The 17232-nt window shown below is 49.5% G+C and carries 14 protein-coding genes and 1 pseudogene; 14 read left to right on the top strand and 1 reads right to left on the bottom strand.

The window, feature by feature from the left end:
- Window positions 1-61 precede the first annotated feature (61 nt).
- From ABH897_RS00400 to ABH897_RS00345, 12 genes and pseudogenes are all read left to right on the top strand, one after another.
- Window positions 62-1015 carry an ABC transporter permease gene (locus tag ABH897_RS00400; protein WP_044645538.1) on the top strand — a complete coding sequence of 318 codons (954 nt, stop codon included), beginning with the start codon at window positions 62-64 and terminating at the stop codon, window positions 1013-1015.
- Between the two features lie 15 nt (window positions 1016-1030).
- Window positions 1031-1957, top strand: a complete 927-nt coding sequence (gene opp4C, locus ABH897_RS00395; RefSeq protein ID WP_283657855.1) for an oligopeptide ABC transporter permease — start codon at window positions 1031-1033, stop codon at window positions 1955-1957.
- Window positions 1958-1970: 13 nt separating this feature from the next.
- Window positions 1971-2954 carry an ABC transporter ATP-binding protein gene (locus ABH897_RS00390; protein ID WP_283655778.1) on the top strand — a complete coding sequence of 328 codons (984 nt, stop codon included), beginning with the start codon at window positions 1971-1973 and terminating at the stop codon, window positions 2952-2954.
- Entirely contained in the window at window positions 2947-3915 is a 969-nt protein-coding gene (locus ABH897_RS00385; protein WP_283655779.1) for an ABC transporter ATP-binding protein, read from the top strand. The genes ABH897_RS00390 and ABH897_RS00385 overlap by 8 nt, the downstream gene beginning before the upstream one ends.
- 262 nt (window positions 3916-4177) lie before the next feature.
- Window positions 4178-4447, top strand: coding sequence for a 30S ribosomal protein S14 (gene rpsN / locus ABH897_RS00380; protein ID WP_404519138.1), 270 nt, complete (start codon window positions 4178-4180; stop codon window positions 4445-4447).
- Window positions 4448-4682: 235 nt separating this feature from the next.
- Window positions 4683-5675 carry a cation diffusion facilitator family transporter gene (locus ABH897_RS00375; RefSeq protein ID WP_283655780.1) on the top strand — a complete coding sequence of 331 codons (993 nt, stop codon included), beginning with the start codon at window positions 4683-4685 and terminating at the stop codon, window positions 5673-5675.
- Window positions 5676-5882: 207 nt separating this feature from the next.
- Complete coding sequence (locus ABH897_RS00370; RefSeq protein ID WP_404590911.1) at window positions 5883-7805, top strand: heparinase II/III family protein; 1923 nt, start codon at window positions 5883-5885, stop codon at window positions 7803-7805.
- Window positions 7806-7821: 16 nt separating this feature from the next.
- The gene (locus tag ABH897_RS00365; protein WP_404590909.1) at window positions 7822-9744 is read left to right on the top strand and encodes a glycosyl hydrolase; all 1923 of its coding nucleotides are present in this window, start codon (window positions 7822-7824) and stop codon (window positions 9742-9744) included.
- Window positions 9745-9799: 55 nt separating this feature from the next.
- Window positions 9800-10921, top strand: coding sequence for a glycosyl hydrolase (locus ABH897_RS00360; RefSeq protein WP_404519132.1), 1122 nt, complete (start codon window positions 9800-9802; stop codon window positions 10919-10921).
- Between the two features lie 365 nt (window positions 10922-11286).
- A pseudogene (locus tag ABH897_RS00355) lies at window positions 11287-11685 on the top strand (RDD family protein); the annotation flags it as partial.
- A 405-nt stretch (window positions 11686-12090) separates the two neighbouring features.
- On the top strand, window positions 12091-14058 hold the full coding sequence (locus ABH897_RS00350) for an ATP-dependent DNA helicase (protein WP_283655783.1): 1968 nt from the start codon (window positions 12091-12093) through the stop codon (window positions 14056-14058).
- Complete coding sequence (locus ABH897_RS00345) at window positions 14052-14351, top strand: DUF6509 family protein (protein WP_283655784.1); 300 nt, start codon at window positions 14052-14054, stop codon at window positions 14349-14351. The genes ABH897_RS00350 and ABH897_RS00345 overlap by 7 nt, the downstream gene beginning before the upstream one ends.
- A gap of 113 nt (window positions 14352-14464) precedes the next feature.
- Here ABH897_RS00345 and ABH897_RS00340 read toward each other — a convergent pair whose 3' ends face one another.
- Entirely contained in the window at window positions 14465-14827 is a 363-nt protein-coding gene (locus ABH897_RS00340; RefSeq protein ID WP_283655785.1) for a hypothetical protein, read from the bottom strand.
- A 252-nt stretch (window positions 14828-15079) separates the two neighbouring features.
- Here ABH897_RS00340 and ABH897_RS00335 point away from each other — a divergent pair, with 252 nt between their 5' ends.
- Together ABH897_RS00335 and ABH897_RS00330 are read left to right on the top strand one after the other, a co-directional pair.
- Window positions 15080-16003 (top strand): PLP-dependent cysteine synthase family protein, encoded by a 924-nt coding sequence (locus tag ABH897_RS00335; protein WP_283655786.1) that lies wholly within the window; start codon window positions 15080-15082, stop codon window positions 16001-16003.
- 1 nt (window position 16004) lies between these two features.
- Window positions 16005-17141 (top strand): bifunctional cystathionine gamma-lyase/homocysteine desulfhydrase, encoded by a 1137-nt coding sequence (locus tag ABH897_RS00330; RefSeq protein WP_283655787.1) that lies wholly within the window; start codon window positions 16005-16007, stop codon window positions 17139-17141.
- Window positions 17142-17232: the final 91 nt, after the last annotated feature.

Below are 17232 nucleotides of genomic sequence, written 5' to 3'. Positions count from 1 at the left end.
GAAGAATCGTCAGTTCCGATCAAGGGGCCTCCCAAATGGGGTGAAATGAAAGGAGTCTGTCATGAGCTCGTTTTTAACGAAAAGACTGACGTATATGATCATTATTTTATTGGCCGCTTCGATGATGATTTTTTTTCTGTACGCCATGACACCGGGGGATTTCATCAGCGGCGATCTCAAGCTGTCGCCAGAGAGGAAGGCGGAGCTGAGGGAAATATACGGACTGAACAAGCCCATTCTGGAACGCTACGGAAGCTGGCTGTGGAATGCGCTGCATGGCAATTTTGGTTATTCACTTGCCCAGCAAAAGCCAGTGCTGACCTTGTTTAATGAATATATCTGGAACTCGTTTTTACTAGCGATTGTATCGACCTTCCTGACGTGGGTGATTGCTGTCATTATTGGTGTGGTTGCTGCTTATAAGCAGTATTCGTGGTTCGATACCCTCGTCATGGTGGTGATTTTTGCCGCGATGTCTGTTCCATCTTTTTTTATCGGGCTGTATCTGATCAAAGTTGCAGCAGTCGATCTCAAATGGCTGCCACCGGGCGGCATGCTCAATACGGGCAGTAACGCTACGGGTATGGAGTATGTGAAGGAGGTCCTTCAGCATATGATCCTGCCAGTGACCGTCATGACGCTGCTGGGACTGGGTTCACTGACCCGTTACTTCCGCAGCAATATGATCGACGTGATCCAGCAGGACTATATCCGTACGGCCCGCGCGAAGGGCTTAAAGGAAAGAAAGGTACTCTTTACGCACGCTTTGAGAAATGCGTTGCTGCCTGCAATTACGTTGATTGGCTTCGAATTGCCTGCATTGTTTGGCGGATCGCTTATTATTGAAAAGATTTTCAACTGGCCGGGAATTGGTCAGCTGTACATGCTATCCTTTTCGCTTCGGGATTACCCTCTGCTCATGGGCTTTACGATGCTGATTGCCATCTTGAGCGTCATTGGGACGCTGCTGTCCGATATTCTGTATCGTATCGCGGACCCGCGTGTGAAGGTATAAGGAGGGGGCTATGGAATGTCATCCGTTAGCAGCAATTTGAGCAAAAGTAGCGGCAAGCTGCGAATAGCTGCAAAATCTTCAATGTGGCGGCAGGCGCTGCGGCAGCTGTTCAGAAACAAGCTGGCTATGGCCGGGCTACTCGTCGTTGTATTTATGTTTTTGATCTGTTTTATTGGTCCGTTATTTTCTCCCTATGCTGATAACAAAACGAATATATTGATGATGAACAAGGCACCGAACATCCATCACTGGCTGGGAACAGACAAACTGGGACGGGATGTGCTGACCCGTGTGATGCAGGCAGGCCAAATTTCCCTCACTGTGGGATTGGCATCTATGGTGTTGTCTGTCTTTTTGGGAGCTACGCTGGGCGTTATATCGGCGTATTTTCGCGGGATTGCGGATCAGATCATTATGCGTATCGCTGATTTGTTGCTGACCGTTCCGAGTTTGCCGCTGCTGTTCATTATGGGCGCGCTACTGTCCGACTGGAAGGTTCCCCCGGATCAACGTATGTATATCGTTATGCTGATGCTTAGTCTGGTCAATTGGCCAGGGATCGCGCGGATGGTGAGAGGTCAGATGCTTAGTTTGCGGGAGCGTGAATTTATGCAGGCTGCAACAGTGCTGGGACTGTCGAATCGACGCAAGCTGTTCAAGCATCTATTTCCTAATATTATGCCGTTGCTGATTGTTATCGCCACTTTGAACATTGGCGGAGCTATCCTGAGTGAATCTGTACTTAGTTTCTTCGGCCTTGGCGTGCTACCTACAACACCGACTTGGGGCAACATGATTGATGCGGCCAACAATGTGCTGGATTTTCAGCAGCGTCCGTGGATGTGGATACCGCCTGGCCTTTCCATTTTTGCTACGGTCATCGCCATTAATATTTTTGGTGACGGACTGCGGGACGTACTTGACCCGAAACATAAGAGGTAGGTGATCATACACCATGAACAATGTACTTTCGATTGAGCATTTAAGCACTCATTTTTATACAGAAGAAGGCACGGTCAAGGCGGTGGATGATGTCAGCTTCCGTGTGAAGTTGGGGGAGACGGTATGTATTGTCGGCGAATCAGGCTGTGGCAAAAGCATCACTGCGATGTCAATCATGGGCCTGATCCAGAGCCCCGGCGGTAAAGTGGCAGGCGGAAGCATCCGTTTTGAGGATACCGATCTGCTGGGGCTTAGCAGAAATGAGATGCGCACGATTCGCGGTCATGAGATATCTATGATTTTTCAGGAGCCGATGTCATCGCTGAATCCGGTCATGACCATTGGGGAACAGTTATCCGAGCCGCTAGTCGAGCATTTGAAAATGGGCCGCAAGGAAGCGCACAAGCGGGCGCTGGAGCTAATCGCACAGGTAGGCATTTCCCGACCTGAGCAGATTATGAAAAGCTATCCGCATGAGCTGAGCGGTGGAATGCTACAGCGCATCATGATTGCCATTGCCGTTTCCTGCGGACCCAAGCTACTCATTGCTGATGAGCCGACGACGGCGCTGGACGTAACGATACAGGCGCAAATTCTCGACATGCTGCGTGAATTCAAGGCGCAATCCAATATGTCGCTGATGCTGATCACCCATGATCTGGGCGTTGTTGCGGAAATGGCAGATTACGTCATTGTGATGTACGCAGGCAAGATTGTCGAGGAAGGCGAAGTGGTACAGCTATTTAATCATCCCAAGCATCCTTACACGCAAGGATTGCTAAAATCCAAGCCGGTGCTAAATCAGCGTCAAAAGGAACTGTACTCCATCCCTGGACAAGTGCCTAATCCACTGGAGCTGACAACATCCTGCTATTTTCATGACCGCTGCGGGCATTGCATGGATATCTGCCAAGTGAAGGAGCCTGTATTAAAAGAAGTTTCAGCACAACAAAAGGCATCCTGCTGGTTATATGAGGAGGCGGTTGTTCATGGCTGAGCCATTGCTGGAAATCGACCGCTTAAAAACGTATTTTCCGGTCAAGTCCGGGTTTATGAACCGTACAACGGGGTATGTGCGGGCGGTGGACGATATCAGCTTTACGATCCGTCAGGGGGAAACCTTCGGTCTGGTGGGCGAATCGGGAAGCGGCAAAAGCACGGTAGGCCGCACGATTGTCAGATTGACGGACAAGACGGACGGCACCATTAAATACAAAGGAGTGGACCTGCACAGCCTGTCCGCCAAAGGGATGCAGGAGCTCCGCCCTAAAATCCAGCTGATCTTTCAGGACCCGTACAGTTCACTGAACCCACGTGTGCGCATCGGAGATGCCATTGGGGAGGCGCTGCTGGATCACGGGATAGCGACGAAAGAGCAGGTCCGGCAGATTGTACTGGACGTGCTCAAGCTGTGCGGATTGTCGGAGTATCATATCGACCGTTTTCCGCATGAATTTTCGGGTGGTCAGCGCCAACGGATAGGCATTGCCCGGGCGCTGGCGCTCCAGCCGGATCTGATCATTGCAGATGAGCCGGTGTCGGCGCTGGACGTGTCCATTCAGGCGCAGATTATTAACCTGTTCTCCAAATTGCAGGCCGAGCGGGGGCTGACGTATTTGTTCATCTCGCATGATTTAAGCGTGGTGGAGCATCTGTGTTCCCGCATAGGAGTGATGTATTTAGGCTCCATGGTCGAAACCGCTTCGCGTGACGAGCTGTTCGGGAATCCGCTTCATCCATATACGAAGGCGTTGCTGTCGGCGGTACCGATCCCGGTGCCGAAGCTGAAAAGAGAGCGGATTTTGCTCAAAGGGGATATTCCAAGCCCGGTTAATCCACCTTCCGGCTGCAAATTCCATACTCGCTGTCCCTTTGCTATTGACCGCTGCTCCAAAGAAATTCCACTCTATCGTGAGGCTCGTCCAGATCACTGGGTGGCTTGCCATTTGGCTGAATGAACAGAACTAAGCCAGTAAATTTTGAAGCCGTTGAAACGGCAGACCGTACATCACAATGAATCGGTTCTGTTGTTTCAGCGGCTTTTTAATGTTGTGATCCAAGCCGCTTGGGTTGACAACCCATCTAAAATAGCGCTATATTAAATATTAATCGTAATTATTACTATTTAAATGAAAATCATGTCCATTTCCGTGTTCGTCCATCCAGTGGTAAGGGTGGAGAGCCTTCATGATTGGCATATATAACAAGGAGGAGCTTTACATGGCTAAGAAGTCGAAAGTGGTTAAAGAGAAGAAACGTCAGGAAATCGTAGTTAAATATGCAGATCTGAGACGTGAATTGAAAGCAAAAGGGGACTACGAAGCATTGCAAAAGCTTCCGCGTGATTCTTCCCCGACTCGCCTGAAAAGTCGTTGCGAGCTGACAGGCAGACCGAGAGGATACCTGCGCAAATTCAAGCTGTCCCGTATCGCGTTCCGCGAGCTGGCTCATAAAGGCCAAATCCCAGGCGTTACGAAAGCCAGCTGGTAATCAGGTTATCCGTGTTCTTAACCTGATGCAATGTATCACAGAGGGGTGAACAGGGAATGCTTCGCGTCACAGGATGACGTGGAGCATTCTTTTTTTATGGCATTTAAATCGCTGTTTGTATTGCTTCTCCCCGAATGGTTAGGTAAAATATGGACGGGCTAAAAATAATACATAACAAAAGATTACATAATGTGGCGATATCAGATTATGTATACCTCAGGAGGAAAGCTACAGGATGGATGAGCAGCAGAAAAAAGATTCATTTTGGAGTCTGGTGAAAAAGGGGAACAAGTCCTCAGGCTCGGCGGCACTGGGTAATACCGGTATTGCGATAATTAAGGGGATTGCTTTTGCCTTGACAGGCAGCGGTTCCATGTTTGCCACCATGATGCATTCGATTGCAGATGCGGTGAACCAGGTGTTTGTATTCGCGGGCAGTGTGCTGGCAGAGAAAAAGCCGACAAAACGCTTTCCTACCGGCTTTGGACGGGTAATTAACCTGTTTTGTATGGTCGCGGTTATTGTCGTGACGATCATGGCCTATGAAACCGCATTGGAAGGCATCCATTTGTTGCAGCATCCGGCTGAATCCACACATGGATTTTGGATTAATGTGGTGGTCCTGATTTTGTCTCTGGTGGTTGACGGGTTTGTATGGAGCAAAGCGATGAAGGAAGTGCTGCATGAATCCAGAGTGGAGGCGAAGGGTTTTGGCATTTTTACCTCTGCGTTTCGTCATGTGGGACGTGCTGCGCCGCCAACTCGTCTGGTGTTTTATGAGGATTTGGTAGCAACAACGGGTGGTGTGCTTGCTTTGCTGGCGGTTGTGGTTACCTCGTTGACAGATTTTAAGCTGCTGGACGGGATATCGAGTATTCTCATCGGTTGTCTTATGGTAGGCGTTGCGTTTCGGGTTGGCTACGACAATATGGTGGGCTTGATTGGAGTATCTGCTCCCCCTGATATCGAAGAACGCGTGGCATCCATTATTCTTGCAGATACGCATGTGACGGATATTTACCAAATGCGTATTTTGCAGGAGGGACGCTACTATCACGTAGAAGGGCTGATCGAGCTCACACCGGGAATGACACTGGCAGATGCGGACGATATCAAATTCAGAGTCGAGGATGCTTTGTTACGTGATCCTAATATCTCAGATGCAGCACTTGGTATTCTGGAGGATGACGGGATTAAAAACTGGAAACCAGAAAAGCCCAAAGCCTAGAAACGATAAATCCAGGCGAATCTGGACAGAACTTGGCAATAGCGTAACAAGAACTTTCGCGACCACAACAACGTGGTGTGGAGGTTCTTTTGCGTTTGACGATATTGTTTTCTACCCCTTTGAATTTAGGCGGATTGTTAGATACAATGAAAGCGTTAACAAAAAAAGAAGGCGAAAACGAATGTGTCTCATGGGGAGGAAATACAAATGAGTCTTCTGAAGGAGGCTTGGCCTGCTTCGCGGCTCGTCACGGTGCTGGCTGGCGACTCGCAGGATGTAGCAAGGCAACAGTTAAGGCGTGAGTGGACGAAAAGGCTGCGGGTAACTGTCTCTGAGCCGATATATGCCGGGCTTTGGAAGGATATTGAGCGTGTCTGTGAGAATAACCGGGAAACGCCATGGCCGACGCTTTCGTTGTCTCTGTTCTGGCAGTTTGCGAATACTGGGGAGCGCAAGCCGTATGAGGATGTGTATTTTGAACGGCGTGGACGTCTGGTTGCCTTAGTGCTGGCAGCCGTTGCCGAGCCGGAGTCTTGGCGGATCAAAGAGGTGGAAAGAGGTCTCTTGGACATCTGCGGGGAGTATACATGGGCACTTCCTGCACATGTCAGGGAAGAAGATACGGTGACACCGCCCCGGCAGCAGGTGGATTTGTTCGCTTCTGAAACCGCGCAAACGCTGGCTGAAATCATATTGCTGCTTGGTGAGCAACTGAATAGCCATGTGGTCGCTCAGGTGCGTGGTGAGGTAGAACGACGTGTTTTAGAACCTGTATTCTGGGAGCCGCGTCATTTTCAGTGGGAAACAGCGGATCACAACTGGGCGGCTGTATGCGCTTCCGGCTGCGGAATCGCCGTGTTGCTGCTGGCAGAAGACGATCCACGCAAAGCTGCGGCTATCGAGAAAATGCTCGGTTCACTGGACTGCTTCCTGGCAGGCTACAGGGAGGACGGTGGTTGTCCCGAAGGAGTCGGTTATTGGGTGTATGGCTTTGGTTATTTTATCTATTTTGCCGATATGCTACGTGAGTTTACCAAGGGGGCTGTGGATATCCTCACCTCGGAAAAGGTTAGGCAAATAGCGGCCTTTGCGGAGCGGGTTCATCTGTCGGAAGGCATTTTCGCCAATTATTCGGACAGCAGTGAAACCGAACGTCTTCCAGCCGGACTCATCTCTCGTTTGAATGCTTTGCAGGGGCGACCGTCTACACTGCCTTTCCGCATACCGGGTCTACTGGAGGACCCTTGCCGTCGTTGGGCGCATGTATTGCGCAATCTGGTTTGGACGAATCCTTTGGCCTTTGGGAACAGTGAGGCTGTAGTCGATTATTTGCCACAGCTCGGGTGGCTGATGTGCCGCAGCCACAACCACAACCACAACCACGCTATATCTGGAACTCCAACAGTTGAACAGGCCGCTATATTTGCCTTTTCAGCTAAGGGGGGGCATAACGACGAACCGCACAATCATAATGATCTGGGACATTTTATCCTTCATGGCGGTGGTGAAAATCTGCTGTGTGATCTGGGAGCCGGCTTATATACGAAAGCCTATTTCTCACCGGGGCGAGAGTCGATCACCAACATTTCCTCTGGTGGTCATTCTGTGCCTGTTATTAACGGGATCATGCAGCAATCAGGCGTGGAGGCACAGGCAGTTGTGCTGGATATTGCCTTGGGAGAGCAAGGGGCCGCACAGATGGACACAAGGTTTAAGCTGGATCTGACATCTGCGTATCCCGTAGAAGAATTGGCGCTGTTCACCCGCTCATTTGCATGGAATGTGTTGGAGAGGAACGAGGGGGCGAAGCTTACCGTCACAGATCATTTTGAGTTTGAGACGTCTGACGGGAGCATACAGCCTTGGGATGTGGAAGAGAACTTGATCAGCCGTATTCAGCCTTATACGGGAACAGGCTTTGTGGAATGGAAGGGAGCGAGTGCGGCGGTCAGGCTGGATTATGATGCCAGCGTGCTGCGTCTGGAGGTGGAGGCTGTGCAGCATATGGATCATGACGGGGTACCGTTTGTGTTTTATAAAACATCGTTAGGGCTGGCCTCGGATCGCTGTGGCGGTGCTGCAAGCGTCGATTGCGAGCTGTTTTTTACCATAAATCATTCTTCATTTTGAATGGGAGGCTGACAGAATGAATAAACTGCACACAGGCAGCGTGTATCCTTGGCAGACGGAGCTGGAGGATTTTATAGAACGGTTGGATGAACAGTTGGAAATCGGGCTGAATCGAGTGGAGGGCGGCTGGACTCACCAACGTAAGCTTGCTGTGCTGGAAAAGCTGGTTCGTGCTTATACCCCGCATCAGGATGAAAATGGGGCCATCATCGACCCTCATTCTGATAGTGAACGGTACTACTCAACTCCATCCTATGCTTTGGCAGCGGCGGTACTGGTCAAAGAAGGTCGGCATGACTTGCTCGAATCCGCTGCTGCGGCTTTAACACACAGCATAGCGTGTGTGGTGGAGGAAAAGGCCCCGGATCACCATCCGGACTTTTTTCCAATCATGATGATGGGGGCATATCGACTGCTCAAAAACCTGCTGCCAGAGCAGGCCATAGCATGGAAGCAGCGGTTGAGCCAGATTCAACCGGAAGATACCTACATTTTTACGATGAGCAAAATGAAAAATCCGAATCGTATGATCAACTGGAACGCGATTATGATTTCCGGTGAGTTTATGCGTGCGGCAGAAGGAATTGCCGCGGATTCGGAATGGATGGAGGCGTATATCCGTAGTTATCATTTGCCTCGATTTACCGGATTGGGATTGTATCAGGATGGTCCGCTGGACCGGCCCAATAGCCCGTTTGCCTACGATATCGTCACACGCTTTCACCTGGGCGTGATGCTGGAGGCGGGATATGATGGCGGCTGTGCCCCTGAACTGCGCGACCATCTTCACAGAGGGGCGCTCAGCTCGCTACTAGCGTTATCCCCGCAAGGGGAAATTCCACCGCGTGGAAGAAGCGCGCAGCATCAGTGGAACGAAGCTGCGGCGGCCTTCGTCTTTACGACACATGCGCAGCAGGCTTTTGCAGCGGGCGAGCACGGGCTGGCAGGGGCATTCCGGCGGGCAGCGGACCTGTGCTGGCAGGCGATTGGTCGCTGGCAGACCGACGAAGGCAAGCTGCATATCGTCCGCAACCATTATTCGTCCGAGGCTCGGCATGGCTTCGAGGTGTACTCGAACCATACCTGCTACAGTCTGTGGACGGCTGCTGCGCTGGCTTATACACTTCTGCATGGAGCGGATTTGGAGCGCATTTCACCATGCTCAATTCCGGCGGAAATGGGCAGCAGAGTGCTGGAAACGGACGGCTGGTTCCAGACGGTCATTGCGACCGTAGATGGGCAGCAAATGCTTGTGCAGACATCGGTCAATGACCCGTACAATATTCCCGGCATCGTGCGTATTCAGCGTTCCACGCTGCCTCCACTAATCGGTCCGTCCTCGGCAGGGCATGCAGACCGTGGCTTTACAGGCTTTGCGGAAGGGGATATTTTCCCGCTCAGCTATACCCCGGCCTGGCAAACGGAGGATGGGAAATGGCACAGCCTGTCGGAAGGCATTCCCGGCACGCTGGGGTTCGACCGAGATGGAGGTATTGATCCGTTGGACGGTGGGGGATCGGTACAGATGGAGCAAAGCACCACATCTGATAGAGAGACTGATTTTACGTTGTTGTGGAAGGGTCCGTTTCCGGGCGTGTGGGAAATTCGAACGCAATATCGGCAGGTACCCGGCAAAATTGAGGTGACATATGAGCTTCAAGGCAATATTCAGGCTGTGGGGGCACTTATTCCTTTAATGGCGTATGACGGTCAGGAACGCAGTGTCATTCACCATGTCATGTCGGCAGGTGAAGAAAAGGAAAGCATTCGGGTGGAATATGCAGGTGCGAGTCTGGAAGTTATTCCAGCAACGAAAGGAACGAATGTCGTGTGGCCAGAAGAACTGGCTTCTGTGGCCTGTCGGAATGGATTACTCAAGGGAGCACGTCTGGAATGCGAGGGTAGCCATATTTCTTTTATCATTCATTTGCCAGCATAAATAAGGGCCGGAACAATCGATTTTTTAACATGTGGAAAAGGGAGAGTGAAGAGCAATGACTGAAACAGAAGCATGGCTGGAACAATCGTGGGAGCTGGCTTTGGATAAAACGCTTGCCTTGGCGGCAAGACTGGGGAACGCCTTTCCACATGTTGCAGAAGGTGGACGTTATGATCATCGTGAGGAAGAATGGTGGACGGCAGGCTTTTATCCAGGTTTGCTGTGGCTGGTAAATCGGGCACGTCCTGACAGCGGAGCTGCCAGTGTTGCACAGCAGTGCGAGGAACGTCTGGAAAAGGTGCTCTACAATAGTGAAGCCGTAGACCATGATCTTGGCTTTATTTGGCTGCCCAGCGGTGTGGCAGCCCATCGGTTGACTGGAGATCCAGAATCCAGAAGACGTGGGCTGTTAGCCGCTAACCTGCTGGCTGCGCGTTTTAACGTGAATGGCCGTTTTATTCGCGCGTGGAATTTCCACGCCAAGGACATGGATACGCGGGGCGTAGCGATTATAGACAGTATGATGAATCTGCCCTTACTCTATTGGGCTTCGCAGGAAAGCGGGGACCCGCGTTTTGCCGCTCTGGCTGTGCAGCATGCCGATACCGTAGCGCGTGAGTTTGTCCGTGCTGACGGTTCGATTGCGCATGTGGTCGAGTTCGATCCGGAGATTGGAAAAAAACGCGCAGAGCACGGCGGACAGGGATTTGCACCCGGCTCTGCCTGGGCACGTGGCACATCATGGGCTTTGTACGGTTTTACGCTTTCGTACGGGTACACACGCGATTCGCGTTATTTGAAGGTAGCCGAGAACACGGCAGACTTTTTCCTGTCCCAACTGGGCGATGCTTGCCTGCCTGTGTGGGATTTTAGAGCGGAGGAGGGGCACCGTGAAGCTTGGGATTCGTCTGCTGCGGCGATTGCAGCGAGTGGCCTGCTGGAGCTGGCAAAATATTCGACGCGTGCGGAGCATTTTACGACGGCAGCAGAATCCATTCTTAAGGGCTTGCATGAGACATGTACAGCATGGGAGCAGGATCATGAGGGACTGCTCATGAATGGAACTGTACACTATCCCGAGCAAAAATACATTAACGTTCCCATTATCTACGGCGATTATTTCTTTGTCGAGGCACTGGCAAAACTGCGTGGAGAAGATGGCTTGTTTAGTGTGTAATTCGGGATAGTCGGGGAATCGGGATGCGGAAAATCTACGGCAGGCCGGACTATTATTTGCCTAGGCGCCTTGTAGGGCCGGTGAAGGCAGCGTGTGTGTAATTTTCATTTACATATACGCTGTTCTTTTATAACCGAAATAGCTGATTGCAATTCGATGCTAAAGAACTACTTCTAGCAGGAGAGAGGGGATAGCTTTGTTTAGTTCATACTAAATCTGAGGAAAAATATTGAAGATAAGCTCTTAGCTCTTATAAAATTTTTCATTTTAATGCATGGATATAGGTCCTGTTGCTTGTTTATGAGAATGTATTCGTAAATTGACAAATGGGGTAGGCATCGGCTCTTTTAGTAGGCGGAGTATTTTTCATGATCCCAGTCCCGCTGGACATGGAGGAGGTTGGTTTCATTAAAGCATTACATATGTTGTGGCCGCTGATCTTTTGGCTCATAGTGCCGTGGCTGTATTGTGTGCTTTGGGAGTCGTCAAATGCACAAGCAACGCCGGGCAAGCTTGCGTTTTCTCTAATTGTCGTGAACGAGGAAGGAAGGCGTCTTGGATTCATGCACGCCTCCGGGCGTTATTGGATTAAAGCTATTTCTGGTGTATTTGTTCATATTATTTACATCGTTGTTGCTTTTACTGCAAAAAAACAGGGACTACACGATCTTTGTGCCAAAACCTTGGTTGTGAATAAAAAAGAGCTGCAACGACATGGACAGCATCCGTCTTTATCCCCGGTATCTACGAATATCATAAATTGATGAACAGCGAAATTTGGAAACGATTCCTGGGACAAATTCCGGATTTAATGAAGCAAAATGTTAACAAGAGACCAGCTAGTGCCTGAGAAGCATTAGCCGGTTTCTTTGTTTTTCATTTTGCCAGAAAAACTTCCCTTGGTTCCTATCTCTTTATTAGATCTCTCCACAAAATTCTAATCTTAAAAAGGTTTAGACAATCCAAGAATCCCAGGGCAGCAGCGATCGTAAGATCAAATCCTACGCGCAACGCCCTCACACACCCGAACCCCTGCGTCCTTTCTTTTATATAATTTCAGTCGAAATAAAAAAATGTGAGCTGTTTGTACAGTTTACATGTTCTTTTTAGGTTGTTTTGCGTTATAATGAAAGGATGCACATTATGAACGAATTGGAGGCACAGCCCGATTGACTACTTATCCTTTTGCCTTTGATCCGTCCAAGCCGTTTATTGAGCAGGCAAGCGACTGGATTGCGGATGTATTTTATGAAGTTTTGCCTGAAGTCGGCTTTGAGGTTCGGGATGAACAAATTTATATGGCATTCCAGTTGGAGCGTGCCTATAAGGAAAAGAAAACGATTTTCGCGGAAGCAGGTGTGGGCACAGGCAAAACGCTGGTGTACCTCCTGTACGCTATTGCATATGCCCGGTACATGAGAAAGCCCGCGATTATCGCCTGTGCGGACGAGTCGCTGATTGAACAACTGGTGAAGCCGGAGGGAGATATCGCCAAGCTGGCCCGGCATTTGAGCCTGACGATTGATGCCCGACTGGGTAAGTCGCCGGATCAGTATATTTGTCTGAATAAGCTGGATAATGTACGAAGCGGATTGGATGATGACGCGGATGTGTTCCGTGATATCTATCAGGACCTGCCGGATTTTGTCCATTTTCCGGATACGCTACAGTCCTTTACCCCTTACGGGAACCGCAAAGAGTATCCCGAGCTAACGGACGGACAGTGGAGCAGACTGGGCTGGGATGTATTTCAAGATTGTCTCGTTTGCCATCAGCGGCATCGTTGTGGACAGACGTTGTCCCGCGATCATTATCGCAAAGCGGCAGATCTGGTTATCTGCTCTCATGACTTTTATATGGAGCATGTATGGACCTATGAAGCGAGAAAGCGTGAGGGCCAGCTGCCATTACTGCCGGAGCACAGCTCTGTCGTCCTTGACGAAGGGCATCTGCTGGAGACAGCGGCGCAGAATGCACTCACTTATAAGCTTAAGCACGCTCAATTTGAGGCCATTATTACCCGTCTGCTGGAGGGAGAAGTGCGAGAATCGCTGGCAATGACGATTGAAGATGCGATATCCCAAAGTGAAGCCTTGTTCGCTGCGCTCGATAAGAACAGTCAGCCTGTACAAGGTTCTAATCGCAAGGAGTTTATCTTGAATGAGTCGCTGATTCGAGAGGTAAACCGCTTTGGCGAACTGATCGGCACGATTGAAGAAGAGCTTGTATTTGAAAGCGGGTTATTTTCTCTGGATGAGTACCAGGTCAAAATCGTGGAAGAGCATCTGGAAATGATTCAGACGGCGTTGGCCTTGTTTAAGCGCCCGGAACTCCTGATTTCGTGGGTAATGGAGGATCAGGATGGATTAACGCTTGTGGTTATGCCCAAGATGGTAAAAGAGATTCTCAAAGAACGGGTATTTGCACAGCATATACCGATTGTATTCTCATCAGCTACACTTTCCGTGGAGAGCTCCTTTGATTATATGGCGCAAAGCCTCGGTATAGAAAATCCGCTCACGTTTTCCGTTGCTTCACCGTATGATTACAACGATCAGATGCAAGCGGCATTATATCCGTTGCAGGCGGGGCATGATCCAATCCAGAGAGCGTTGGCCCTGCTGGAGAAATCGCAAGGTAGAGCGCTTATCCTGTTTCCTTCACAGGAGGAACTGGATGCATTCAGAACGGGTCTCGCAGCTTACCATGAAGCGTCTGCTTTTCGTTTTCTATATGAAGGATCGGCTGAAATCAGCCATCTGATCTCATCTTTCCAGAATGATGAGGAAAGCGTCTTGTGTGCTGTAACGTTATGGGAAGGACTGGATATTCCAGGCCCATCCCTGTCGCACGTCATCATCTGGTCGCTGCCTTTTCCTCCAAATGATCCGGTTTTTACGGCACTGCGCAAGGATGCGACAGATCCGTTTATGGAGATAGATATGCCTCACATGGCGCTCAGACTCAGACAAGGCATCGGGCGATTAATTCGCTCGCGTAATGATCGGGGCTGGATCTCCATCATGGGCCAGGATCTGAACCGCGAAGAAGTACGTACACAGGTTTTACAACTACTGCCTGCGGGTGTAGAATGCACTGTAATCGAAGGAAATCCGGAGGGAATGAAGACATGTTAAATTTTACATCGTACACGGTAGATCAGATTAAAGATGCTTTTGGTATTTTGAGTGGGCAGCGTTATGAATTTATGATTGATGTAGAGGTTGAAGAGGACGACGAGCTCTACACTGAAAACGGACTGTATATCCGTACACTATATTTAGTAGACGAAGAGAAAACAGGAATATTGAAGTATGAGCTGATTGAAAAAGTAACGAACCGTTACATTGAGCTTGAACTGGAAGAGGATGAGTTGCAGGCTGTCGAGCGCTTCTGTAAAGAGCATGTGCAGGACGGAGCCGTAAAGTAACGTAATAGACCGCTTGGCTATGATAGCCACCTTATAACGAAGTATGTAAAGGAGTTCTGATGTATGGATCAGGCTCCTTTTTTTCATGCTCATTCAAGGAATATTCATCTGTCTCAGCGCAGTCTGTCCCACACATTCACCATAAACAGTACAACTCCGGCCGCCAGTAGTACCCACCCCATGATGATCAAAACTCCAATATCAGGCACCCCGTACTTTTTGCCTGCAATCGCTAACACCAGCACCGGCAAGCCGATATTATGCAGCCAAAAATGTACGCGTGCCAGCACAGTAACCGAAAGTGCAGGAAAGGCCACATAGATCAAACCTATCATTCCGAGAGCTGTCCAACCGAGCAAATGAATATAAGACTGAATTCTGGACAGGCTGTAATCGCCCGACACGCCAATGATCACACTAAGCAGCGCACCGAGAGCAAAATACACAGCAGCTATTTTAATGAATTGCTTTCCCATATGAAATCCTCCCTATAATTGTAGGCATTGTGTAACACACCATCTATCATATCGGGGAAGAAGGCTAGGGGTGTGGGTGCTGTGAAGGATGCCATTTGACAAATGATTGAAATAAACATAAAATCTTATTGCACCAATACACACCGTATTACTATGCTTTTTCGGGGGATGACGGCGAGCTTCTCCGGCAATAGGTCGCTATTTTTTGACCATTGGTTTATTAGGATTCGCCATTAAAAGGAGCTTGAAATCATGAATGTATATCATAATACTTTGGGACTAATCGGGCGTACACCGCTAGTAGAACTGAACAGCTATTCTCTGCCGAGGGGAATTCGTCTGTTCGCCAAGCTGGAGTTTATGAACCCCGGCGGCAGCGTGAAGGATCGGGTGGGCAAGGCTCTGATTGAAAAAGCCTTAAAAACAGGTCAGTTGAAGCCGGGTGGAACTTTAATTGAAGCCACAGCAGGCAATGCAGGTATCGGTCTCGCTATGGCAGCGCTTCATTATAATATCTCGGTTATTTTTGCTGTGCCTGAAAAGTTCAGTCAAGAAAAGCAAGATTTAATGAAGGCGCTGGGAGCGCGTATCGTTCATACCCCGACAAGTGAGGGGATGAAGGGAGCCATCGAGAAAACGAAGGAGCTGGCTGCTGAATTTCAAGATGCCTATTTGCCGCGTCAATTCAGCAATCCTGATAATCCAGAGGCTTATTACACGACGATGGGACCGGAAATTTGGAACGATCTGGACGGAAAAGTAGATGTATTTGTAGCAGGAGCAGGTTCGGGGGGAACCTTTATGGGGACCTCGCGTTACCTCAAGGAACAAAATGCATCTATTAAAACCGTAATCGTAGAGCCAGAAGGTTCCATTTTGAACGGCGGAGAATCGGGTTCGCATAAAACGGAAGGGATTGGTATGGAACTGATTCCTGAGTTTGTGGATAAAGGTTATTTTAATGCCATTCATACGATTAGCGACGTCGATGCGTTCGACCGTGTCAAAGAGCTTGCAGCGCGTGAAGGACTTCTTGTCGGCAGTTCTTCCGGGTCGGCATTACATGCCGCTTTACTGGAAGCAGAGAACGCACCGGATGGCGCACATATCGTCACCATTTTCCCGGATAGCAGCGAACGCTATCTGAGCAAAAAAATATATGAAGGCGGGATATAAAATGAAACGTAAAACAAAGCTGATTCACGGCGGCCTCCCTACCGATCCGCATACGGGTGCGGTTAACGTTCCTATTTATCAGGTAAGCACTTATGAGCAAGAGGAAATCGGCGTTCATAAAGGCTACGAATATTCGCGTACAGGCAATCCGACCCGCTTTGCACTGGAGGAGCTGATCAAGGAGCTGGAGGAAGGAAAACGCGGTTTTGCTTTCGGCTCCGGGATGGCGGCGATCCATGCGGTATTTTCACTGTTTAATGCTGGAGATCATATTTTGTTGACCGATGATGTATACGGGGGCACCTACCGTATTGTAAGCAAGGTGCTTAATCGGATAGGCATTGAAGCTACATTTGTGGATACGACTGACCTGGAGGCCATCTCCCAAGCGATCCGACCCAATACGAAGGCACTGTATGTAGAAACGCCTACGAATCCGCTGCTGAAAGTTACGGATATCCGTACGGTTTCGGAGCTGGTGAAAAAGCATGACCTATTGCTGATCGTGGACAATACATTTGCCACTCCATATTGGCAGACACCACTTACGCTTGGAGCAGATATCGTTATTCACTCGGCTACCAAATATTTGGGCGGGCACAGCGATGTTGTAGCCGGTCTGGCTGTTGTGAACAGCGACGAGTTGGGTGAGCAGCTTCATTTTCTGCAAAATGCCATTGGTGCTATTCTCGGCCCGCAGGACTCCTGGTTACTGATCCGCGGGATCAAAACACTGGGTCTGCGTATGGAAGCCATTGAGCAAAATGCCAAGGAAATTGCGATCTATTTGGAGAAGCATCCGAAGGTTAGCAAAGTGTATTACCCTGGACTGGAAAGCCATTCGCAGCACGAGCTGTCCAAAATTCAGGCCGATGGCTTTGGCGGCATAATTTCCTTTGATGTAGGTAGCGATGCCAACGCGGTCGCACTACTGAAAAAACTGAAATATTTTACGCTGGCTGAGAGCCTGGGAGCGGTTGAAAGTCTGATTAGTGTTCCGGCACGTATGACACATGCCTCCATTCCGGTAGAACGCCGCGCAGAATTGGGCATTACCGAAGGACTGGTACGGATCTCCGTAGGGATTGAAGATCTGGAGGATTTAATCGAAGACTTAGAGTCTGCATTGCAAGGCTAAGAATCGTTTGAAAAGGGGGGTGGCTGAGGCCGCCTCTTTTTTTTCGGAAAATGTGGAACAAAGCATTGCTTTTCCTTAATAACCGAGTATA

Origin of the sequence: Paenibacillus sp. RC73 (genome assembly GCF_044908085.1) — a bacterium.
Classification (GTDB): Bacteria; Bacillota; Bacilli; order Paenibacillales; family Paenibacillaceae; genus Paenibacillus; species Paenibacillus terrae_A.
The sequence above is the reverse complement of the archived record's forward strand: the minus strand, read 5'-3'. Positions and strand labels throughout refer to the sequence as shown.